Source organism: Actinotalea sp. JY-7876 (genome assembly GCF_014042015.1).
Classification (GTDB): domain Bacteria; phylum Actinomycetota; class Actinomycetes; order Actinomycetales; family Cellulomonadaceae; genus Actinotalea.
Map to the genome: position 1 here is coordinate 2,768,863 of NZ_CP059493.1, position 21,016 is coordinate 2,789,878.

Genomic DNA, 21,016 nt, shown 5'->3' on the forward strand with positions numbered 1-21,016 from the left:
TCCGACCTACGATGGACGGCATGCCTGCTCCCACCGTCGAGTCCGTCACCGCAGCTCTGGCCGGCGTCATCGACCCCGAGATCCGACGCCCGATCACCGAGCTCGGGATGGTGCGCTCGGTGGAGCTGTCGCCCGCCGCGGACGGCGCGGCCGCCGTCGTCGTCGGCGTGGACCTCACGACCGCCGGGTGCCCGATGCGCGACACCATCACGCGTGACGTGACCGCCACCGTCCAGGCGCTCGAGGGGGTCTCGTCCGTGACGGTGGATCTGGGCGTGATGAGCGCGGAGCAGCGGGCCGAGCTGCGCTCCATGCTCCGCGGCGGCGCGGCCGAGCCGGTCATCCCGTTCGCCCAGCCGGACAGCCTCACGCGGGTCTACGCGATCGCGTCCGGCAAGGGCGGCGTGGGCAAGTCCTCGGTCACCGCGAACCTCGCGGTCGCCATGGCGCAGCAGGGCCTCAAGGTCGGCGTCGTCGACGCGGACGTCTACGGGTTCTCGATCCCGGCGATGCTCGGCGTCACGCAGGCACCGACCAAGGTCGACGACATGATCCTGCCGCCGGTCGCGCACGGCGTGAAGGTGATCTCGATCGGCATGTTCGTGCCGGCGGGCCAGCCCGTGGTGTGGCGCGGGCCGATGCTCCACCGCGCGCTGCAGCAGTTCCTCGCCGACGTCTTCTGGGGCGACCTGGACGTGCTCCTGCTGGACCTCCCCCCGGGGACCGGTGACATCGCGATCTCCGTCGCGCAGCTGCTGCCGACCAGCGAGCTCGTCGTCGTCACGACGCCGCAGCCCGCCGCCGCCGAGGTGGCTGAGCGCGCCGGCTCGATCGCGCTCCAGACGCGCCAGCAGCTGGTCGGCGTCGTCGAGAACATGTCCTGGCTCGAGCAGCCGGACGGCACGCGCGTCGAGGTCTTCGGCGCCGGCGGCGGGCAGTCCGTCGCGGACAACCTCACGCGCGCGACCGGTGCGCCGGTGCGCCTGCTCGGCCAGGTCCCGCTGGACCTCGAGCTCCGCGCGGCGGGCGACGCCGGGACCCCGGTCGTCCTGACCTCCCCGGACTCGCCCGGCGCCCGCGTGCTGCGCGACATCGCCTCCGCCCTCGCCCACCGCTCGCGCGGGCTCGCGGGCCGATCGCTCGGCCTCTCCCCCGTCACCCGTTGACCACCCGGACCGCCGCCGACCGCCGCCGACCCGCCGCCTCCTGACCACCCGCCGACCCGCCGCCCCCTGACCACCGCCGACCGGCCCTCCCGACGGCGACCGCCGCCAGCGCCGCCGCCCACGCCGTCGCGCGCACCCCGACGCGCACATGTTCGGACCCGCGCATCCGTGCGCTTGGAGGCGTTCCGTTCACCTCCATCCGCGCGGATGTGCGCGTCCGAACATCCGCGCAGGGCGGGGCCGGGGTGGGAGGCTGCGGGCCGGGGCGGGGCGGGGCGGGGCGCGGCGGGCAGGGGTGGGAGGCGGCGGGCTCAGCGGCTCGGCGTGCGGCTCGGGCCTGGCGTGTTGTGTTCTGTTTGGTCGTGGCCGATACTGTTCACATGCTTGCGCAGCAGCGGCAAGACCTGATCCTCGCCCGCGTCCGCACCGCCGGGGCGGTGCGGGTGGCGGACCTCGTCGCGAGCCTCGACGTGTCGGACATGACGATCCGCCGGGACATCGCCGAGCTCGCGCGCCGCGGGCTCGTGCACCGGGTCCACGGCGGCGCCGTCGACGCACGCCAGGCCGCCCACGAGCCCGCCTTCGGCGCGAAGCGTGAGCTCGCCGCCTCGCAGAAGCGCGCGATCGCACGGGCGGCCCTGGCCGAGATCGAGCCGGGGAGCGCCGTCGCGCTCTCGGCCGGCACGACGACGCACGCGCTCGCCGAGCTCATCGCCGCGAGCCCGGCGCTGCGGCCCCTGACCGTGGTGACCAACTCGCTGCCCGCGGCCGACGCGCTGCACCGCCCCGACGACCGCGAGCTCACGGTCGTCCTCACCGGCGGCACCCGGACGCCGTCGGACGCGCTCGTGGGACCCATCGCTCTGCGCACGCTCGAGACGCTCCGCGTCGACGTCGCCTTCCTCGGCGTCCACGGCGTCGACCTCGACGCCGGGCTGACCACGCCGAACCTCCTCGAGGCCGACACGGACCGCGCGCTCGTGCGGGCCGCGGCCCGCACCGTCGTGCTCGCCGACACCTCCAAGTGGGGCGCCGTCGGCCTGAGCCGGATCGCCGACCTGTCCGAGGTGGCGGTGCTCGTGTGCGACGACGCCCTGCCCGACGAGGCCGCCGCGGATCTGCGCGAGCGCGTGGACCGCCTCGTCCTGGCCCCCACGTACGACGACGGCGGACCCGGCGGCCGCGAGCTCTCGGGCCACGACGACGACGCCCCCCGCGCCACCCAGCCGCCCGACCGGAGCACCGGCCCGTCCGCGGCCCCGGCGCGCCCACCAGGAGAGTCATGACCGGCAGCACCCCGACCGACGACCACCGCGCGCACGTCCGCAGGACGGCGACGACGCTCGCCGACGGTCGCCCGTTCCTCTACTTCGACGACTCCGAGCCGTACGTCTCGGGCGGCGCCACGAGGCGCCTGGACGACCCCCGCCCGCTGGGCGAGCGCTTCGCCCCCGCCCAGCCGGGCGGGAGCCCTCAGGGCCCCGAGATGCGCCTCGACCCGCTGACGGGCGAGTGGGTCCCGATGGCCTCGCACCGCATGAACCGCACCTTCCTGCCGGCCGCCGACGCCTGCCCGCTGTGCCCGGCACGGACCGCCGACGACGGCTCCGGCTACTCGGACGGCGAGGTGCCGGACACGGACTACGACGTGGTCGTGTTCGAGAACCGCTTCCCCGCGCTGATGCAGCTGCCGGGCCTGACGCGCGCGGACGGCTGGGACGTCGACGGCGAGCCGTTGTGGCCCGCGGCCCCGGCCGCCGGACGCTGCGAGGTGGTCTGCTTCAGCGCCGACCACACGAGCTCCTTCGCCGACCTGACACCGCGGCGGGTGCGCACCATCGTCGAGGCGTGGGCCGACCGCACCGCCGAGCTCGGCGCCCTGCCCGGCATCGAGCAGGTCTTCTGCTTCGAGAACCGCGGCCAGGAGATCGGCGTGACGCTCCCCCACCCGCACGGGCAGATCTACGCGTTCCCCTTCGTCGCGCCGCGCACGCAGGCGATGCTGCGCCAGGCCGCCGCGTACCGCGAGCGCACCGGCGGCCACCTGCTGCACGACGTCGTCGCGGCGGAGCGGCGGGCGGGCACGCGGGTCGTGCTGGAGTCCGAGCACTGGGTCGCGTACGTGCCGGCGGCCGCGCGCTGGCCCGTCGAGGTGCATCTCGCACCGAAGCGCGACGTGCTCGACCTGCCCGGCCTCACGGGCGCCGAGCGCGACGACCTCGCGGTCACCTACCTCGAGCTGCTGCGCCGGCTCGACCGGTTCTTCGTCGAGCCGGACGCGCCCGACGGCGAGCCGGGCCGGGCCATCCCGCTGCCCTACATCGCGGGCTGGCACCAGGCCGTCGTCGGCGAGGGCCGCGAGCTGGGACGCCTGCACCTGCAGGTCTTCTCGGTGCTCCGCGCGCCCGGCAAGCTCAAGTACCTGGCCGGCGTGGAGTCGGGCGTCGGCGCCTGGATCAGCGACACGACGCCCGAGCGGATCGCCGCGCGCCTGCAGGAGGTCGCGGCGTGAGCGCCGTCGAGCCGCTGGTCGCGTGGGACCGGGCGCAGGCCGCCGTGCGCGCGACGGACGCGTTCACGGTGCGGTTCGACGCCGCGCCCGACGGCGTGTGGTCCGCACCCGGGCGGGTCAACGTCATCGGCGAGCACACCGACTACAACGGCGGGCTCTGCCTGCCGATCGCCCTGCCGCACCGCACCTACGTCGCGCTGCGCCGGCGCCGGGCCGACGCCGGCCTCGCGCCGGGCACGGTGCGCCTCGCGTCGGCCCAGGAGGCCGACGGCGGGCTCGTCACGATGGACCTGGCCGACGTCGCGCCGGGCACGGTACCCGGCTGGGCCGCCTACGTCGTCGGCGTCGCGTGGGCGCTGCGCGAGGCGGGCCACGCGGTCGACGGCTTCGACGCCGTCGTCGACTCGTGCGTGCCGTACGGCGCCGGGATGTCCTCGTCCGCCGCGCTCGAGTGCGCGGTGGCCGTCGGGCTCGACGACCTCCACGGGCTCGGGCTGGGCGGCGACGACGCCGGCCGCGCCGCCCTGGCCGAGGCGTGCATCCGGGCCGAGAACGACATCGCGGGCGCGCCGACGGGCGGCATGGACCAGGCCGCCTCGCTGCGCTGCCGTGCCGGTCACGCCCTCCTGCTGGACTGCCGCGACGGGTCGACGCGCCACATCCCGCTCGACCTGGAGCGCCACGGGCTGACCCTGCTCGTGGTCGACACGCGCGCCGAGCACCAGCTCGCCGACGGCCAGTACGCGCGGCGCCGCGCGGCGTGCGAGCGCGCGGCCGCCCACCTCGGTGTCGCCACGCTCCGGGAGGTCACGGACCTGGACGCCGCGCTCGCGGCGCTCGGCTCGCTCGACCCGTCGACCGGCGAGGACGACGTCGACGTCGTGCGCCGGCGGGTGCGGCACGTCGTGACCGAGATCGAGCGCGTCCGCGAGGTGGAGCGGCTCCTCGACGCGGGCGACGTCGACGCGGTCGGCCCCGTCCTGAGCGCGGCCCACGCGTCGCTGCGCGACGACTACGAGGTGAGCTGCCGCGAGCTCGACGTCGCCGTCGAGGCCGCCACCGCCGCCGGTGCGCTGGGCGGCCGCATGGTCGGCGGCGGCTTCGGCGGCTCCGCGGTCGCTCTCGTACGCACGCGCGACGTCGACCGCGTCTCGCGCGCCGTCGCGCAGGCCTTCGCGGCCGAGGGGCTCACCGCCCCGGCCTTCCTGCTCGCGACCGCGAGCGGTCCCGCCGGGCGGGACTGACCGCAGGGCCGACGGGCGGGGCGCGACGGCGCGCCCCGCCCGTCGGCGTGCTACCCGCGGGCCGGCCCGCACCCGCCTGCTCATCCGGACGTCCGAGTCGGTGCCGCACAAGGTCATCCCGCAGGACGATCTGCGCGAGGCACGCGCCTGGATACGTTCGCACCGCACGACCACGACCGCACCTCGAGAGGCGTCCCATGACCAGCACCCTGCACCGCACGGCGACCGCCTCCGCGGGCGCCGCCCTCCTCCTCGTCCTGGCCGCGTGCGGCGGTGGTGGTGGCGGCGGCGGCAACGACGACGACGGTGGGGCCTCCTCCTCGTCCGACCTGCCGAAGGGCCCGATCGACGAGCTGTACGAGGAGATGTACCGCGGCGACAACGAGGAGGCCATGAACCAGCAGATGATGGATGTCGAGGAGCGCACCGCCGCCTGCATGGCGGAGCAGGGCTTCGAGTACATCCCCGTCGACTGGACGCAGGGCGGCGGCTTCGACCCGGGCGAGGAGCTCGACGTCGAGTGGGGCACCCTCGAGTTCGCCGAGAAGTACGGCTACGGCGCGACCACGAACCCGTACGGCGACGGCACCGAGGCTCCCGGGGCAGAGGAGTGGGTCAACCCCAACGACGAGCTCGTCAGCGCCATGTCCGAGACCGAGGTGCAGGCGTACAACGAGGCGCTCTGGGGCCCGCCGGTCGAGAGCACGGGCGACGAGCCGGTCGAGTGGACCTGGGAGACCGGCGGATGCCAGGGGCGTGCGCAGCACGAGGTGGACGTCGAGAACGGCGTCGGCGGCGAGGAGTTCGAGGCGCTGCAGGACGAGATGGAAGCCATGTGGATGGAGATCGAGAACGACCCGAAGCTGGTCGAGCTGAACGCGGAGTGGGCCTCCTGCATGGCTGACGCCGGCTACCCCGGCTTCGCGGCGCCGACGGACGCGGAGACCTCGATCTACGACAAGGTCAACGCGGTCTACGACGAGGTGTACGCGGGCGCGTCGTTCGACGAGAACACCACCGAGGAGGACTGGGCGGCGGTCGAGGAGCAGGTCCAGGAGCAGCTCGGCGCCATCACCGAGGAGGAGATGAAGACCGCTCTGGCGGACTACACCTGCCGCGAGGACGTCGACATGCTGCGGACGCAGGCCGAGATCAACGTCGAGCACCAGCAGGCGTTCTACGACGCCCACAAGCAGGAGCTCGAGGCCTGGCGGGACGCCGTCGTCGCGTCTCGCTGAGACCGCTGCGGGCCCCCGGGCGAGGGGCACCGGAGCGCGGCCACCGGCCGGGCGGGGTGTGAGGGCGCCCCGCCCGCCGGTGAGGACCACACCGGCACGACACGAGCCACCGGCACCACACGGACGACGAGCACGCGACACGACGCGCACGGCGCGCAGCGACGAGGGGCAGGGCGATGAAGGCACCGAAGATGAGCGGGTCCACGAGGACCATCTGGATCATGGCGCTCACCGCGGTGGTCAGCCTGGGTGCGGGCCTGGGGCTCAGCCAGCTGATCGTCTCCCCTGCCGACGCGGCGGCCAACGCGGCGCCGCCCGAGCCGGGACCGATCACCGTCCCCGTCGAGCTCAAGGAGCTCGAGAACGACGTGGTCCTGCGCGGCGACGTGGTCTACGAGGACCCGGTCGACGTGACCATCGAGGCCGGCGACCTGGGCGGGACCGCCGTCGTCACGGGGCGGGTGCCCGCCGTGGGTGCGACGCTCAACGCCGGCGACGTCATGCTCGAGATCGCCGGACGACCCGTCATCCTCCTGCCCGGCGACCTGCCGGTGTACCGCACGCTGCGCGTCGGCGTCTCCGGTCCGGACGTGCTCCAGCTGAAGGCCGCGCTGGCCTCGCTCGGCCTGAACCCGGGTGACGTGGCGTCGAACGCCTACGACACCCAGACCGCCGCCGCCGTCCAGGCCCTCTACGAGCGCGCCGGGTACGAGGTGCCCACCGGGGGCGAGGAGGCGCAGGAGGCGGTCGAGACGGCCCGCGACGGCGTCCGCGCCGCCGAGGAGCAGGTCGGCGCCGCGCAGCGCGCGGTGGCCACCGCGGGCGCGGGGATCAAGCGGTCCGAGCGCATCGCGCTCGACACGGCCGCCGACACCGCCCAGGCCCGCCTGAACCAGGCGCGGGCCGCCTGCGAGGGCGGCGGGACGCCCGAGTCCCCGTGCGACCCGACGGCCGTCGTCGAGGCCCAGGGCATGCTCGCCCAGGCGGTCGCCGCCCGCGAGGAGGGGCTCGCCGCCCCCGACGCGGCCGAGGAGCGCGCCGCCCTCGCCTCCGCCCAGCGGGCTCTCGACGACGCCCGCGAGGAGCTGGCGCGGGCCCAGGAGGACGTCATCACGCCGCTGCCCGCGGCCGAGGTCGTGTTCCTGTCCAACCTCCCTCGCCGGGTCGACGACGTCGACGTGCGCCGGGGCGCGACGGTGGAGGGTGCTCCCGTGGCGAAGGTGTCGGGCGCGACGCTGCAGATCGCCGGGAACGTCTCCGCCGAGGACGCGGCGCTGGTCCCCGTGGGCGCGGTGACGACGATCACGATGCCCGACGGCAGCGAGATCCCGGGCACGGTGCAGTCGATCGGCACACCGCCGGCCGACGCGGAGGGCGAGGACGGCGACGAGGGCGAGGGCGAGGGCGGCGGCGAGAGCGGCGGCGCCGGCGGCGCCGGTGCGGACGGTCGGATGCGCCTGGTCGTCGTGCCGGACGCGCTGACCGACGAGCAGCGCGGACAGCTCCAGGGCGCGAACGTGCGGATGACGATCGAGGTGGGCTCGACGGAGGGCGAGGTCCTCGCCGTCCCGACCGCGGCGCTGACCGCCGGCCCCGGCGGCGAGGCGCGCGTCGAGGTCCTGTCCGGCGACGAGTCGACGCTCGTCACGGTCCAGACCGGACTCGCCGCTGCGGGCTTCGTCGAGGTCACCGCGATCGACGGCACTCTCGCGGAGGGTGACCGCGTGGTCGTTGGCGTGACCGCCGCGGGCCAGACCGAGTCGCCGGACGAGGCCGAGGACGAGGGCAGCGACGGATGAGCGTCGTCGAGCTGTTCGACGTCACCGCGCCCGAACCGGAGCCCGGGGTCGAGCCGCCGGTCATCGAGCTCCGGGGTCTGAGCCGGACGTTCCCGGGCACCGAGCCGGTCCGCGCCCTGAAGTCGGTCGACCTGCGCGTCCAGCGGGGCGACTACGTCTCGATCATCGGGCCGTCCGGGTCCGGCAAGTCGACCCTGCTCCACATCCTCGGCCTCCTCGACCGGCCGACCGAGGGCGACTACCTGCTGGACGGGCTCGCCACCGGGCAGGCCTCGGACGAGGACCGCGCCACGCTGCGCGGCGGGCGCATCGGCTTCGTCTTCCAGTCCTTCCACCTGCTGCCGCACCGCAGCGTGCTCGACAACGTCCTGCTCGCCACGCTGTACAGCGGCGTCCCGCGCGCCGAGCGCCGCGACCGCGCGCTGGCGGCGCTCGACCGGGTGGGGCTCAACCACCGCCTCGACTTCCTGCCCACGGTGATGTCCGGCGGCGAGCGCCAGCGGGTGGCCGTGGCCCGCGCGGTGGTCGCGGGCCCGGCGGTGCTCCTGGCGGACGAGCCGACGGGCAACCTCGACTCCGAGAACTCCGCGGGCGTGCTCGACCTGTTCGACGAGCTCCACGCCGACGGCCTGACGCTCGTCGTCATCACGCACGACCCCGGCGTCTCCGCGCGCGCCCAGCGGCGCATCCGGATCGCCGACGGCCTGCTCACCGAGGTGGCGTGATGGCGGGCATCGCTCCGCTGACGGCGCTGCCCCGGCGCCTGCTCGCCCGCGCCGGGCGCCGTCGGCCGACGTCGGTCGTGCCGCGCGGCCCCAAGGGCGACCGGTTCGGCCTGCGCGACCTCGTCAACGAGGCCGCCCACGGCATCGGTGCCCGCCCCGGGCGCCTCGTCCTGACGATCATCGGGACCGTGCTGGGCGTCGGGTCGCTGGTCGTGACGGTCGGCCTCGCCCAGACCGCGGCCGGGCAGATCGCCGCCCAGTTCGACGCGGTCGCCGCGACGCAGGTCGTCGTCGAGCCCGCGACGGCGCGCACCGCCGGCGGTGAGCGCGCCGCGGGCACCATCCCGTGGGACGTCGAGGACCGCCTGGGGCGTCTCGCGGGTGTCGAGGCGGCCGGCGCCGTCGCACCGGTCGACGTCGACGGCGCGACCATCACCGCCGTGCCGGTCAACGACCCGTCGGCGCCGACGCTCGCGTCACCGGAGGTCCGGGCCACCAGCCCCGGCCTGCTCGACGCCGTCCGCGGCTCGGTCGTCACGGGTCGGTACTTCGACGCCGGCCACGACGAGCGCGCCGACCGCGTCGTGGTGCTCGGGTCGCGCGCCGCGACCCGCCTGGGCGTGCACCGCGTGGACCGTCAGCCGTCCATCTTCATCGGCGAGCGCTCGTTCACCGTGATCGGCATCATCGACGACGTCAAGCGCCGCAGCGACCTCCTGGACGCCGTGATCCTGCCCGTCGGCACCGCGCGCGCCGTCTTCGGCCTGCAGGGCCTGGAGCAGGCGCACGCGACGATCGCCGTCGGCGCCGGACCCGTCGTGGGCGACCAGGCCCCGCTGGCGCTCGCGCCCAACAACCCGGACTCGCTGGAGGTCCAGGTGCCGCCCCCGGCGTCGGCCGTCCGCGAGAACGTCCAGGCGGACATCGACGCGATCTTCCTGGCCCTGGGCGCGGTCGCCCTGCTCGTCGGCGGCCTGGGCATCGCCAACATCACCCTGCTCTCCGTCCGGGAGCGGATCGGCGAGATCGGGCTGCGCCGCGCCCTGGGGGCGAGCAAGCGCAACATCGGCAACCAGTTCCTGGCGGAGTCCATGGTGATCGGCCTCCTCGGCGGCCTCATCGGCGCCGCGATCGGCGTGCTCGTCGTCGTGGCCGTCTCGCTCGGCAAGGAGTGGACGCCGATCCTCGACCCGCTCGTGGCCATCGGGGCCTCGCTCCTGGGCGGCCTGATCGGGCTCGGGGCGGGCACCTACCCGGCGCTCAAGGCGGCCGGCATCGAGCCGATCACCGCGCTGCGCGGCGGCACGGGCTGACGCCCCCGGGGCTCAGACGTCGTAGCCCACGACCAGCGGCGCGTGGTCGCTGAAGCGCGCGTCGTACGTCGCCGCGCGGTCGACCTCGGCCTTGACCGCGGCGGCCGCGAGCTCGGGGGACGCGATCTGGTAGTCGATGCGCCAGCCGGCGTCGTTGTCGAACGCCTTGCCGCGCCACGACCACCACGTGTACGGCCCCGGGCCGTCGCCGCCCAGGCGCCGGCCCAGGTCGACCCAGCCGGCGTCGAACCAGCGGTCGAGGTAGGCGCGCTCCTCCGGCAGGAAGCCCGCCTTGCCGACGTTGCCCTTCCAGTTCTTGATGTCCGCCTCCGTGTGGGCGATGTTCACGTCGCCCGCCACGACGGCGAGGCCGCCGTCGGCCCGCAGCTCGGCGAGCCGCGCGGTCACCCGCTCGAGGAAGCCGTACTTCTCGGCCATCGACGGCGTGCCCACGGTGCCCGAGTGGATGTACGTCGACACGACGGTCAGCGTGCGCCCCGCCGGCAGCTCGAGGTCCGCCTCGACCCAGCGCCCGGTGTTGCCGGGGACGTCGAGGGTGCCGTCGAGGCCGATCCGGACCGCACGCATCGGCAGCCGGGACGCGATCGCGACGCCGGAGCGCCCCTTGACCTCGGACTCCGCGTGCGCGAGGTCCCACTCCCCCGGCGCGAACGCGTCCGCGACGGACTCCTGCGGCGCGCGGACCTCCTGCAGCAGGACGACGTCGGGCCGCCGGGACGCGAGCCACGCGTCCATGCCGCGCCGCACGGCGGCGCGGATCCCGTTGACGTTGACGGTCGCGATGCTCAGCACCGGACCATCCAACCAAACGCCCCCGACGGGTCGGGGCGCCGTCAGGGGTGGCGCTCGTCACGCGCCGCGAGCAGCATGGGCGCATGATCGGACGCCTCGAGACCGTGGTCCTGGACTGCGTCGACCCGCGCGCGGCCGCGCAGTTCTACGCCGCCGTCCTCGGCCTGGAGATCGTGCGCGAGGACGGGGGCTGGATCGACCTCGGCCCGCCCGGCGCGGGCCCCGACCGGCGCGTGCTCTCGTTCCAGCACGCGCCGGACCACGTGCCGCCGACGTGGCCGGACCCGACCGTCCCGCAGCAGTTCCACCTGGACATCGAGGTCGCGGACATCGAGCGTGCCCAGGAGCAGGTGCTGGCGCTCGGGGCCCGCCGGCTGCCGTGGGAGGAGCCGGGCTTCCGGGTCTACGCGGACCCGGCCGGCCACCCCTTCTGCCTCACCTACGCCACCGCGCCGGACGACGCCGCGGACGCCGTCACGCCGTCGGAGCACTGACCTCGCGGCCGTCGTACGCGGCCTGCAGCGCCGCGATGTCGAGCTTGCCCATGCCGAGCATCGCCTGCATCGCGCGGTTGACGCCCTCGGCGTCCGGGCCGGCCATGATGTCGTCGAGCTGCGCCGGGACGACCTGCCACGAGACGCCCCAGCGGTCCCTGAGCCACCCGCACTCGCTGTGCTCACCGCCCCCCGCCGCGAGCGCCTCCCAGTAGTGGTCCACCTCCTCCTGCGAGTGACAGGTGAGGTAGAACGAGAACGCCTCGTCGAGCCGGAACTGCGGACCCGCGTTGATCGCGGTCACGGGCATCCCGTCCAGGACGAAGTCGACGATGAACGCGACGCCGCCCTCGACCCCCGGGACCCCCTCGGGCGCCCGCGCGACCCGCGTGACCGCCGAGTTCTTCACCGTCGCGGCGTAGAACTCCGCCGCCTCCTCGGCACCCGAGCTGAACCACAGGTGCGGTCGGACGTCTCCCATGACGGTCTCCTCTCCCCGGGTCCCGGACGGACCCGCCGGAGATGATGACCAGCGGGCCGTCCGGAACTCATCGCGTCAGGCGGGGGCGGCCGCCTCCGCGGCGTCGACGACGTTCGCCAGCAGCATCGCGCGCGTCATCGGCCCGACGCCGCCCGGGTTCGGCGAGAGCCACGCCGCGACCTCGGCGACGCCCGGGTCCACGTCGCCCGCGACGCGGGTCGTGCCGGTGGCCGGGTCGGTGACCCGCGAGACGCCGACGTCGATCACGGCGGCGCCGGGCTTGACCATGTCGGCCGTGATGATGCCGGGCACGCCCGCCGCCGCCACGACGACGTCGGCCGTGCGGGTGTGCGACGCCAGGTCCCGCGTGCCCGTGTGCGTGAGGGTGACCGTCGCGTTGACCGCGCGCCGCGTGAGCAGCAGCCCGATCGAGCGGCCCACCGTCGTGCCCCGCCCGACGACGACGACGTGCGCGCCGTTCAGCTCGACGCCGTGCCGTTCGAGCAGCTCGATGATCCCGCGCGGCGTGCAGGGCAGCGAGGAGGTGACCGCCTCGTTGACGCGCAGCACGAGGCGCCCGAGGTTGGTCGGGTGCAGGCCGTCCGCGTCCTTGTCCGGGTCCACGAGCTCGAGCACGCGGTTGGTGTCGATGCCCTTCGGCAGCGGCAGCTGGACGATGAAGCCCGTGCACGCCGGGTCCCGGTTGAGGCGCTCGACGGCGGCCTCGATCTCCTCCTGCGTCGCGGTCTCGGGCAGGTCCTCGCGGATCGACGCGATGCCGACCTCCGCGCAGTCCTTGTGCTTGCCGTTGACGTACCAGGTGGAGCCCGGGTCCGACCCGACGAGCAGCGTGCCGAGGCCCGGGCGGACGCCGCGCTCGGCGAGCGCGGCGACGCGCGTCGTCAGCTCCGCCTTGATGGCCGCGGCCGTCGCCGTCCCGTCCAGGACGCGCGCGGTCACTGCTGCAGGCCGGGGTAGAGCGGGAACGCCTCGGTCAGGCGGGCGACACGCGCCGCGAGCGCGTCGACGTCCGTCGCCTGGCCCTGCACCAGGGCCGTCGCGATGAGGTCGGCGACCTCGGTGAACTCCGTCGCGCCGAAGCCGCGCGTCGCAAGCGCCGGCGTGCCGATCCGCAGGCCGGACGTCACGCGCGGCGGGCGCGGGTCGAAGGGCACCGCGTTGCGGTTCACCGTGATGCCGACGGCGTGCAGGAGGTCCTCCGCCTGCTGGCCGTCGAGGTCGGACTTCCGCAGGTCGACGAGCACGAGGTGCACGTCCGTGCCGCCGGTGAGGACCGAGACCCCGGCACCGGCGACGTCGGGCTGCGAGAGCCGGTCGGCGATGATCCGCGCACCCTCCAGGGTGCGCTCCTGGCGCTCGCGGAACTCCGCCGTGCCGGCGATCTTGAAGGACACGGCCTTGGCGGCGATGACGTGCATGAGCGGGCCGCCCTGCTGACCCGGGAAGACGGCGGAGTCGATCTTCTTCGCGAGCTCGTCCGTGGTGAGGATGAAGCCCGAGCGCGGGCCGCCGATCGTCTTGTGGACGGTGGAGGAGACGACGTCGGCGTGCGGCACCGGGCTGGGGTGCAGGCCGGCGGCCACCAGGCCCGCGAAGTGCGCCATGTCGACCCACAGGCGCGCGCCGACCTCGTCGGCGATCGCGCGGAAGGCGGCGAAGTCGAGGTGCCGCGGGTACGCCGACCAGCCCGCGACGATGACCTGCGGGCGGTGCTCGAGGGCCCGCTCGCGCACGACGTCCATGTCGACGAGGAACGTGTCGGGGTCGACCCCGTACGCGCCGACGTCGTACAGCTTGCCCGAGAAGTTGATCTTCATGCCGTGCGTGAGGTGGCCACCGTGCGCGAGCTCGAGGCCGAGGAGCCGGTCCCCCGCGTTCGCGAGCGCGTGCATGACCGCCGCGTTCGCCGTGGCCCCCGAGTGCGGCTGGACGTTGGCGTGCTGGGCGCCGAAGAGCTCCTTGGCCCGCGTGATCGCGAGGGTCTCCGCGACGTCGACCTGCTCGCAGCCGCCGTAGTACCGCCGGCCCGGGTAGCCCTCGGCGTACTTGTTCGTCAGGACGGAGCCCTGGGCCTGCAGGACCGCGCGGGGCACGAAGTTCTCGCTCGCGATCATCTCGAGCGTGTCGCGCTGGCGAGCCAGCTCACCGTCGAGGACGGCGGCGATCTCGGGGTCCAGCTCGGACAGCGGCTGGTCGAGCGTTCGGTCGGAGCTCATGGGACTCTCCTCGGCATCAGGGGTGCGTGGTGGCCCCGGCTCGGTCCGGGCACGCACACGACAGGGTGTGGTGACCCGGGGCCCAGGCGTACGACCCGAAGTCTGATGCTTGCGTCGCTCCCTGGTGGTGACCCACCTGCGCCAGTCGCGACCCGGGTCATGCTAGCAACGAGCGACCTCAGTCCGTGAGCAGCCGGACCGCCACCGCCGCGAGCGGCAGCGCCACGGGCCCTCCGCACACGACGAGCCAGGCCCACAGCGGGACGCGCGGCGCCATGTCGCGGCCCGTGCGCGGGTCGAGCACGGGGTCGGCCGCGGCACGCGTCCGCAGGACCACGCCGCCGGCGAGAGCCGCCAGCAGCGCGAGGCCCGCGAGCAGCACCCCGAGCGCGGGCTGGCCCCCGACCGCCGGCTCCCCGTCCGCCAGGCCCACGGCGCCGTCGAGGAGCAGCCACGTGCCCGCGAACGACACCGCCGCCGCACCGGCGGCGACGAGGGCCTCGCGCCACGTCAACCCGGCTCGCATGGTGCGCCACCAGCCGCGTCCAGCCGGCAGGCCGAGGCTCACGGCGAGCTCGTCGGCGTAGGCGCGCGGCGGGCCGAACGACTCGAGGGCACCCTCGCCCGTCTCGGCGACGTGGCTGTCCACCTCGGCGAGCGCCTCGGCGATCCGCGGGCCGGGGACGTCGCGCAGGCGGAGCTCGAGCAGGAGCTGGTCACGGTAGGCCCGCACCTCGGTGGTCATCGTCGCGCTCCCTCGGGGTCGAGCAGGCCCACGGCCCGCTGGGTGAAGGTGGTCCAGTCGGCGACGCGACGGGCGAGCTCGGCCCGCCCGGCGTCGGTGACGGCGAAGTACTTGCGCCCGGGGCCGGCGTCGCCCTCGCGCCACGCGCAGGTGACGAGGCCGTCCTCCTCGAGCCGGGTCAGGACGGGATACAGCGTGCCGCCCTTGATCGCGCCGAGACCGGCGGCCTGCAGGCGCTGGGCGACGGCGTACCCGTAGGTCTCGCCCTCCGCGACGACGGCGAGGACGCAGAGCGACAGCACGCCCCGCAGCCACTCCCCGGGCCAGCGCACCTCGTCCATGGCTAGACAGTACGACTGACTAGTCAGGCGCGCAACCTAGGACGCGCCGACGCCTCGCAGCAGCGGGGTGCGCGGCGGTGCGGGGGCGGGCGGGGGGCCGCCGTCGGGGCGGCGCGGCGCCGGTCGGCGACCGGCGCGCAAGGATCAGTCGGCGACCGCCTCCGCGTCGTCGCCCAGGATCTTGCGCAGGTAGGCGTACGTGAGGTCCCCCGCCGCCTGGTCGTACTGGTGCTCGTAGCCGTGCTTCGTGTACATCTGCAGGTTCTGGACCGAGTCCTGGCCGGTGAAGACCCAGAGCTCGGAGGTGTCCGCCGGCAGGCGCTCCGGCACGGCGAGGAGCAGGGCCGTCCCGATGCCCTTGCCCTGCATGTCGGGCACGACGGCGAGCCGGCCGAGCGTCGCCTTGGTCCCTTCCTGGCCGATGCGGATGGACCCGACGAGGCGGTGGCCGAGCCACGCACCGAGGGTCACCACCGACGGGTCGGCGAGGTCGGCGCGGAGCTCGTCGAGCGTCTGCGTCAGGGGCGGGATGTTCGGGTCCCCGTACAGCTGCGCCTCGCTGACGAAGGCGGCACGCCGCACGGTCAGCAGCTCACCTGCCGCCTCGTCGCCGACGACGTCGATCCTCACCTCGGGCTCGCTCATGCCGGTCATGCTCCCATCCGGGCGCGGGCACGTGCCCGCGACGCTCCGCTGGCGAGACGCGGCGCCTCGGCCGGTAGCCTCGGGCCCGTGACCAGCACCTCCACGTCGCCCGATCCGGCTCCGCCGACAGCCCCCACGCACTGGGTGCTCAGCCTGTCCTGCCCGGACCGGCCGGGCATCGTCGCGGCGGTCGCCGGGCTGCTCGCCGCCCACGGGGGCAACATCACCGAGTCCCAGCAGTTCGGTGACCCGCAGACGGGCCTGTTCTTCATGCGCGTGCAGGTCGAGGCGTCCGCCCCCGAGGCGGACCTGCGGGCCGCCCTGACGCACCTCGCCGACGAGTTCGCCATGACGTGGCGGCTGGACGTCGCGGGCCGCCGGATGCGCACGCTCGTCATGGTCTCCACGGCCGCGCACTGCCTGCACGACCTGCTGTTCCGCCAGCAGTCCGAGGGCCTCCCGGTCGACATCGTCGCGGTGGTCTCGAACCACACGGACCTGGCCGACGTGGCCGCCTTCTACGGCATCGGGTTCCACCACGTGCCGGTCACGCGCGACACCAAGGCCGCCGCCGAGGCGCGGCTGCTCGCGCTCGTCGAGGAGCTCGACGTCGAGCTCGTGGTCCTGGCCCGCTACATGCAGATCCTGTCCGACGACCTGTGCCGCACCCTGAGCGGGCGCGTCATCAACATCCACCACTCGTTCCTGCCCAGCTTCAAGGGCGCGCGCCCCTACGCGCAGGCGCACGACCGCGGCGTCAAGCTCATCGGCGCGACGGCGCACTACGTCACCGGCGACCTCGACGAGGGCCCGATCATCGAGCAGGACGTCGAGCGGGTCGACCACAGCAAGCGGGTCGAGGACCTCGTGGCGCTGGGCCAGGACGTCGAGCGCCGCGCCCTCGCGCGCGCGGTGCGGTGGCACGCCGAGCACCGCGTCCTGCTGGACGGGCACCGCACGATCGTCTTCCGCTGAGCCGCGCGCTCACGGCACGGCGGTGACCCGCCGGCGCGAGAGCGCGTCGATCGTCACGGCCAGGGCCAGCACCACACCGGTCACGATGTAGCGGATCGACGCGTCCAGGTTGAGCAGCGTCAGCCCGCTCGAGATCGAGTGGATGACCAGGGCGCCGAGCACCGCCGACCAGGCGCTGCCCCGGCCGCCGAACAGGCTCGTGCCGCCGATCACGGCGGCGGCGATGGCCGTGAGGTTGACGTCCGACCCGCCGGTCCCCTGGTTCGCGGCCGCGAGCCGGCCCGCGGACAGGACGCCGCCGAGCGCCGCCAGCGCGGTGCACGCCATGAAGACCGACACGTACACGCGCCGCACGGCGAACCCGGCGCGGCGGGCCGAGGCGGGGTTGCTCCCCACGGCCCGCACCGAGCGGCCCCACCGGGTCCGGCGCAGCAGCACGTCCACCGCGAGCACGAGGACCAGGAACAGGGCGAACATCGCGCCGACGCCCCGGTTCTGGTTGAGGTACCAGGTGGCCAGGCCGAGGCAGGCCGCGAGCACCGCCGTGCGCGCGGCGATGCTCCGCAGGCCCTCCGCGGGCAGCTCGGCGGCCACGCGGCGCCGGCGTCCGACCAGGAGCGTGGCTGCGTACCCGGCGACGACGAGCGCCGCGAGCGCGTACGACGTCGCGGGCGCGAGGAACGTCTGCTGGCTGAACCGCACGAGCCAGGACTCGTAGGGCAGGTTGATCGAGCCGGTGGTGCCGAGCACGCGCACCTGCAGGCCGACGCACACGAGCAGGCCGGCGAGCGTGATGACGAAGCTGGGGACGCCGAGCCGGGTGAAGAGCCAGCCGTACCCCGCGCCGACGGCGGCCCCGAGTGCGACCGCGACGAGCACCGCCACCCACAGCGGCCACCCCGCCTGGACGAAGCCGACGGCGACCACCGCCGCCGCCAGGCCGCTGACGGCGCCGACCGAGAGGTCGATCTGGCCCACGAGCAGCACCAGCACGACGCCGAGGGCGATCACCCCCGTCGTCGCCGACTGGAGCGTGAGGTTGACGAGGTTGTCGCTCGACAGGAAGTTGCTGTTGAACGCCTGGAACACGAGGGCGAGGACCACCAGCCCCACGACGACGGGCAGCGAGCCCGGCTCGCGGTCCCGCCACCCGAGCGGCGGGGGTCCGACGGGAGCGCCGACGGGGCGGCGACCGACCACGCCGGCGGTCGTCCAGGTGCCCGTGCTCATACGTCCTCCTGCCGCCGACGACGCCGGACGGGGCTCGCGCCCGTGATCGCCGCGATGATCTCCTCGTAGCTCGTGCGGTCCGCGTCGAAGTCGCCGTTGAGGCGCCCCCGGCGCAGCACGACGATGCGGTCCGCGACGGCCTGCACGTCGGCCATGCTGTGGCTGACGAGCACGACGCCGTACCCGCGCTCGCGCACGCGCTCGACGAGCGTGAGCACCTCGGCCGTCTGCGTGACGCCGAGCGCCGCCGTCGGCTCGTCGAGCACGAGCACACGCGGCTCGCCCAGCAGGGCACGCGCGATGGCGACCGCCTGGCGCTGCCCGCCCGACAGGTCACGCACGGGCGCGCGCACCGAGGGCACACGCGCCGCGAGCAGCGCGAGCAGGCGGTACGCCTCGCGCTCCATCGCGACCTCGTCGAGCAGGGGCCCGCGGCGGATCTCCTGGCCGAGGAAGAGGTTCTCGACGACGTCGAGGTCCTCGCAGAGCGCCAGGTCCTGGAACACGGTCGCGATGCCCAGCTGGCGCGCCACGCCCGGGGAGCGCAGGTGGGTCTCGCGCCCTTCGACGACGACCTCGCCGGCGTCCGGCACGAGCACGCCGGACAGGACGTTGACCAGGGTCGACTTGCCGGCGCCGTTGTCGCCGACGACCGCGACGACCTCGTGCGCGTGCAGGTCCAGGTCCACGTCCACCAGGGCCCGCACCGCGCCGAAGCTGTGCGAGACGCCCCGCAGCGAGATCACCGGGCCGTCCGCGCCGGGTGCGCGACCCGCGCGGTGCTCCGCGACGGCGCTCACGAGCCCGCCCCCGCGTCCAGCAGCCCGAGGGCCCGGCAGTCGTCCGTGTACGGCTCCACGCAGATCTCCTCCGTGCTGTGCACGCCGCCGCCCACGACGACGTCGGCCACCTGGTCCCGGGTCACGGCCACGGGAGCCAGGAGGATCGACGGCACGCCGCCGACCTGGACGGTCGCCTGCGGCGTCTCGCCGCGGGCCAGCCGCACCGCCAGCTCGGCGGCGGTGCGCGCCTGCTGGCTGATGGCCTTGAAGACGGTCATGTGCTGGTCACCGGCCACGATGCGCTGGACCGCGGCGAGCTCGGCGTCCTGGCCCGTGACGGGCGGGACGGGGTCCATCCCCGCGGCACGCATCGCCGAGATCGCGCCGCCCGCCGTGCCGTCGTTCGCGGCGTAGACGCCCACGACGCGGCCGGCGTACTGGGTCAGCTGGCCCTGGACCCACTCCTGGGCCTTGTCCGGGCTCCAGTCGGGCGTGTCGTACTCGGCCAGCACTGTCAGTCCCGAGCCCTCGAGCGCCGCGGCGAGCCCGGCCTTGAGGCCGGCGGCGTTCGGGTCGGTCGACGCCCCGTGGACGAGCAGCACGCCCTCGCCGGGAGCCGTCGGCCCGACGGCCGCCACGAGCGCCTCGCCCTGGAGCTGCCCGACGCGGGCGGCGTCGTACGCCACGAAGTAGTCGACCGGGGCGCCGGCGACGAACCGGTCGTACGCGACGACCGCGACGCCACGGTCGGCGGCCGCCACCACGATGCTCTGCGCGGCGGCCGCGTCGACCGCGCCGAGCACGAGGACGTCCGCTCCCTGGGTGAGCGCCGACTCGGCCTGCTGCTGCTGGCGCGCGGCGTCCTGCCCGGCGTTGGCGTAGAGCACGTCGCAGTCGGCGCAGCGCTCGGCCACCACCTGCTCGAACACCGGCCGGTCGATGCCCTCGTAGCGCGAGGTCTTCGACTCCGGGAGCAGGAGGGCGATCGTGGCGCCCGGTGCGTCGGACGACGGCGGGGCGCCCGGCTGCACCGTGCAGCCGGCGGCGAGGGCCAGGGCGGCCACGACCAGCCCGACGCACCGGGCGACGCGCCTCACCGGACCGCCATCGGCACGGGCGCCGCGAGCTGGGCCGCGTCGACCGCGAGCGCGAGGGCCCCGCGGACCTCGGCCTGGTCGCCGAGCGTCGCGACCACCACCTCGACGGGACCGGCCGTCGAGAGCAGGGCGCGCTCCTCGACCTCGCGGCGCAGCGGGCCGAGCAGCACCTCGCCCGCGTGCGCGAGCTCGCCGCCCACCACGATCATCTCCGGGTCCAGGAGCGTGCACACGCCCGCCATCGCCGCGCCGAGCCGGCGCCCGACGTCCGCGACCACCGCCCGGCAGCCCTCGTCGCCCTCGCGCGCGCGCACCACGAGGTCCCGCAGGGTCAGGTGCCGCTCCGGGATGCGCCGCACGACGGCGCTCGAGCCGACGACGCCCTCCAGGCAGCCGTCGTTGCCGCACCGGCACGGCGCCCCGCCCTCGTCGACGACGAGGTGACCGAGCTCGCCCGCCGCGCCGACCCGGCCGTGGAAGACGCGTCCGTCGAGCACGAGCCCGAGGCCCACGCCGTGCGAGACGCGCAGGTAGGCGACGTGGGACCGTCCGCGTGCCGCACCCAGCCGGACCTCCGCGAGCGCGCCGAGGTTGGCGTCGTTGTCCACGCGGACCGGCACGCCGAGGCGGTGCGAGAGCACGGCCGGGACGTCCACGCCGTCCCAGCCCCGCAGGATCCCCACGCCCGAGACGCGGCCGGTACGCACGTCGACCGGCGCGGGGACGCCCACCCCGAGCGCCAGGACCTCGCCCGGCGCGGCCCCGAGCGAGTCGACCATCTCCTCCACCAGCATCGCGGCGCGGTCGAGGCCCTCGTCGGCACGGTGCTCGGGCGGCAGGGGCAGCCGCTGCTCGGCGAGCACGCGCTGGGTGACGTCGCCCAGCGCCACGCGCATCGAGCGCTCCGCGACGTGCACGCCGGCGAGCAGGCCGAGGTTGCGGGCCAGGGTGACGAGCTGGGCGCGGCGGCCGCTGCGCGACGTCGGCGCGGTGCTCAGGACGCCGGCCTGGGCGAGCTCCTTGACGATGTTGGAGATCGTCGCGGCGGACAGGCCGGTGAGGCCGGCGAGCTCGACCTGCGTGATGGCACCCTGCTGCTGCACTGCGGTCACGATGCGGGCGCGGTTGGCCTCGCGCAGAGAGGTCTGGGAGCCTGGCGGCACCCGCTCGTTGGCCACG

21 protein-coding genes and 1 riboswitch are annotated in these 21,016 nt (G+C 75.1%); of the genes, 10 read left to right on the forward strand and 11 right to left on the reverse strand.

The genetic code is table 11. The features are described from left to right. Positions 1-11 precede the first annotated feature (11 nt). From H2O74_RS12730 to H2O74_RS12765, 8 genes are all read left to right on the forward strand, one after another. Positions 12-1,166: an Mrp/NBP35 family ATP-binding protein gene (locus H2O74_RS12730; RefSeq protein ID WP_182111918.1), complete on the forward strand. Its 1,155-nt coding sequence runs from the start codon at positions 12-14 to the stop codon at positions 1,164-1,166. A 380-nt stretch (positions 1,167-1,546) separates the two neighbouring features. Then, on the forward strand, positions 1,547-2,452 hold the full coding sequence (locus tag H2O74_RS12735; protein ID WP_182111919.1) for a DeoR/GlpR family DNA-binding transcription regulator: 906 nt from the start codon (positions 1,547-1,549) through the stop codon (positions 2,450-2,452). Then, positions 2,449-3,678: a galactose-1-phosphate uridylyltransferase gene (galT, locus tag H2O74_RS12740; protein WP_182111920.1), complete on the forward strand. Its 1,230-nt coding sequence runs from the start codon at positions 2,449-2,451 to the stop codon at positions 3,676-3,678. Before H2O74_RS12735 ends, galT begins: the two co-directional genes overlap by 4 nt. Further along, a complete protein-coding gene (gene galK, locus H2O74_RS12745; RefSeq protein ID WP_182111921.1) occupies positions 3,675-4,922 on the forward strand; it encodes a galactokinase in 1,248 nt (415 codons plus the stop codon). Before galT ends, galK begins: the two co-directional genes overlap by 4 nt. Positions 4,923-5,119: 197 nt before the next feature. Beyond that, positions 5,120-6,160 (forward strand): hypothetical protein, encoded by a 1,041-nt coding sequence (locus H2O74_RS12750; protein WP_182111922.1) that lies wholly within the window; start codon positions 5,120-5,122, stop codon positions 6,158-6,160. Positions 6,161-6,351: 191 nt separating this feature from the next. After that, positions 6,352-7,959 (forward strand): hypothetical protein, encoded by a 1,608-nt coding sequence (locus H2O74_RS12755; RefSeq protein ID WP_255491622.1) that lies wholly within the window; start codon positions 6,352-6,354, stop codon positions 7,957-7,959. After that, a complete protein-coding gene (locus tag H2O74_RS12760) occupies positions 7,956-8,684 on the forward strand; it encodes an ABC transporter ATP-binding protein (RefSeq protein WP_182111924.1) in 729 nt (242 codons plus the stop codon). Before H2O74_RS12755 ends, H2O74_RS12760 begins: the two co-directional genes overlap by 4 nt. Next, complete coding sequence (locus tag H2O74_RS12765) at positions 8,684-9,997, forward strand: ABC transporter permease (RefSeq protein ID WP_182111925.1); 1,314 nt, start codon at positions 8,684-8,686, stop codon at positions 9,995-9,997. The genes H2O74_RS12760 and H2O74_RS12765 overlap by 1 nt, the downstream gene beginning before the upstream one ends. A 12-nt stretch (positions 9,998-10,009) precedes the next feature. Here the strand turns inward: H2O74_RS12765 and H2O74_RS12770 are convergent, their stop codons facing one another. Then, the gene (locus H2O74_RS12770; protein WP_182111926.1) at positions 10,010-10,810 is read right to left on the reverse strand and encodes an exodeoxyribonuclease III; all 801 of its coding nucleotides are present in this window, start codon (positions 10,808-10,810) and stop codon (positions 10,010-10,012) included. An 83-nt stretch (positions 10,811-10,893) separates the two neighbouring features. Between H2O74_RS12770 and H2O74_RS12775 the strand changes: the two genes are divergently transcribed. Beyond that, complete coding sequence (locus tag H2O74_RS12775) at positions 10,894-11,304, forward strand: VOC family protein (RefSeq protein WP_182111927.1); 411 nt, start codon at positions 10,894-10,896, stop codon at positions 11,302-11,304. On the opposite strand, the gene H2O74_RS12780 is transcribed toward H2O74_RS12775, so the two are convergent. From H2O74_RS12780 to H2O74_RS12805, 6 genes are all read right to left on the reverse strand, one after another. After that, entirely contained in the window at positions 11,285-11,785 is a 501-nt protein-coding gene (locus H2O74_RS12780; protein WP_182111928.1) for a VOC family protein, read from the reverse strand. The two genes, H2O74_RS12775 and H2O74_RS12780, sit on opposite strands and share 20 nt — an antisense overlap. A 75-nt stretch (positions 11,786-11,860) precedes the next feature. Further along, a complete protein-coding gene (locus tag H2O74_RS12785) occupies positions 11,861-12,745 on the reverse strand; it encodes a bifunctional methylenetetrahydrofolate dehydrogenase/methenyltetrahydrofolate cyclohydrolase (protein WP_182111929.1) in 885 nt (294 codons plus the stop codon). Further along, positions 12,742-14,022 carry a serine hydroxymethyltransferase gene (glyA, locus tag H2O74_RS12790; RefSeq protein ID WP_182111930.1) on the reverse strand — a complete coding sequence of 427 codons (1,281 nt, stop codon included), beginning with the start codon at positions 14,020-14,022 and terminating at the stop codon, positions 12,742-12,744. The genes H2O74_RS12785 and glyA overlap by 4 nt, the downstream gene beginning before the upstream one ends. A 73-nt stretch (positions 14,023-14,095) precedes the next feature. Beyond that, positions 14,096-14,181, reverse strand: a riboswitch (ZMP/ZTP riboswitch). A gap of 19 nt (positions 14,182-14,200) precedes the next feature. Further along, a complete protein-coding gene (locus tag H2O74_RS12795; protein ID WP_182111931.1) occupies positions 14,201-14,767 on the reverse strand; it encodes a hypothetical protein in 567 nt (188 codons plus the stop codon). Then, positions 14,764-15,108, reverse strand: a complete 345-nt coding sequence (locus H2O74_RS12800; RefSeq protein WP_182111932.1) for a PadR family transcriptional regulator — start codon at positions 15,106-15,108, stop codon at positions 14,764-14,766. The genes H2O74_RS12795 and H2O74_RS12800 overlap by 4 nt, the downstream gene beginning before the upstream one ends. A gap of 144 nt (positions 15,109-15,252) precedes the next feature. Further along, positions 15,253-15,753 (reverse strand): GNAT family N-acetyltransferase, encoded by a 501-nt coding sequence (locus H2O74_RS12805; protein WP_182111933.1) that lies wholly within the window; start codon positions 15,751-15,753, stop codon positions 15,253-15,255. An 87-nt stretch (positions 15,754-15,840) separates the two neighbouring features. Between H2O74_RS12805 and purU the strand changes: the two genes are divergently transcribed. Next, positions 15,841-16,728 (forward strand): formyltetrahydrofolate deformylase, encoded by an 888-nt coding sequence (purU, locus tag H2O74_RS12810; protein ID WP_182111934.1) that lies wholly within the window; start codon positions 15,841-15,843, stop codon positions 16,726-16,728. A 9-nt stretch (positions 16,729-16,737) separates the two neighbouring features. Here purU and H2O74_RS12815 read toward each other — a convergent pair whose 3' ends face one another. From H2O74_RS12815 to H2O74_RS12830, 4 genes are read right to left on the reverse strand one after another with little or no spacing between them, the layout of a single operon-like run. After that, entirely contained in the window at positions 16,738-17,958 is a 1,221-nt protein-coding gene (locus H2O74_RS12815) for a sugar ABC transporter permease (RefSeq protein WP_182111935.1), read from the reverse strand. Then, entirely contained in the window at positions 17,955-18,758 is an 804-nt protein-coding gene (locus H2O74_RS12820) for an ATP-binding cassette domain-containing protein (RefSeq protein WP_255491624.1), read from the reverse strand. Before H2O74_RS12820 ends, H2O74_RS12815 begins: the two co-directional genes overlap by 4 nt. Beyond that, on the reverse strand, positions 18,755-19,837 hold the full coding sequence (locus H2O74_RS12825) for a substrate-binding domain-containing protein (RefSeq protein WP_182111936.1): 1,083 nt from the start codon (positions 19,835-19,837) through the stop codon (positions 18,755-18,757). Before H2O74_RS12825 ends, H2O74_RS12820 begins: the two co-directional genes overlap by 4 nt. Continuing rightward, positions 19,834-21,015 (reverse strand): ROK family transcriptional regulator, encoded by a 1,182-nt coding sequence (locus H2O74_RS12830; protein WP_182111937.1) that lies wholly within the window; start codon positions 21,013-21,015, stop codon positions 19,834-19,836. Before H2O74_RS12830 ends, H2O74_RS12825 begins: the two co-directional genes overlap by 4 nt. Between the last annotated feature and the right edge of the window lies 1 nt (position 21,016).

Excerpts from the sequence above, each read along its gene's own strand:
- H2O74_RS12730 (WP_182111918.1), top strand. The coding sequence starts at position 12 with ATGGACGGCATGCCTGCTCCCACCGTCGAGTCCGTCACCGCAGCTCTG.
- H2O74_RS12735 (WP_182111919.1), top strand. The coding sequence starts at position 1,547 with ATGCTTGCGCAGCAGCGGCAAGACCTGATCCTCGCCCGCGTCCGCACC.
- galT (WP_182111920.1), top strand. The coding sequence starts at position 2,449 with ATGACCGGCAGCACCCCGACCGACGACCACCGCGCGCACGTCCGCAGG.
- H2O74_RS12750 (WP_182111922.1), top strand. The coding sequence starts at position 5,120 with ATGACCAGCACCCTGCACCGCACGGCGACCGCCTCCGCGGGCGCCGCC.
- H2O74_RS12755 (WP_255491622.1), top strand. The coding sequence starts at position 6,352 with ATGAGCGGGTCCACGAGGACCATCTGGATCATGGCGCTCACCGCGGTG.
- H2O74_RS12760 (WP_182111924.1), top strand. The coding sequence starts at position 7,956 with ATGAGCGTCGTCGAGCTGTTCGACGTCACCGCGCCCGAACCGGAGCCC.
- H2O74_RS12765 (WP_182111925.1), top strand. The coding sequence starts at position 8,684 with ATGGCGGGCATCGCTCCGCTGACGGCGCTGCCCCGGCGCCTGCTCGCC.
- H2O74_RS12775 (WP_182111927.1), top strand. The coding sequence starts at position 10,894 with ATGATCGGACGCCTCGAGACCGTGGTCCTGGACTGCGTCGACCCGCGC.
- H2O74_RS12780 (WP_182111928.1), bottom strand. The coding sequence starts at position 11,785 with ATGGGAGACGTCCGACCGCACCTGTGGTTCAGCTCGGGTGCCGAGGAG.
- glyA (WP_182111930.1), bottom strand. The coding sequence starts at position 14,022 with ATGAGCTCCGACCGAACGCTCGACCAGCCGCTGTCCGAGCTGGACCCC.
- H2O74_RS12795 (WP_182111931.1), bottom strand. The coding sequence starts at position 14,767 with ATGACCACCGAGGTGCGGGCCTACCGTGACCAGCTCCTGCTCGAGCTC.
- H2O74_RS12800 (WP_182111932.1), bottom strand. The coding sequence starts at position 15,108 with ATGGACGAGGTGCGCTGGCCCGGGGAGTGGCTGCGGGGCGTGCTGTCG.
- H2O74_RS12805 (WP_182111933.1), bottom strand. The coding sequence starts at position 15,753 with ATGAGCGAGCCCGAGGTGAGGATCGACGTCGTCGGCGACGAGGCGGCA.
- H2O74_RS12815 (WP_182111935.1), bottom strand. The coding sequence starts at position 17,958 with ATGAGCACGGGCACCTGGACGACCGCCGGCGTGGTCGGTCGCCGCCCC.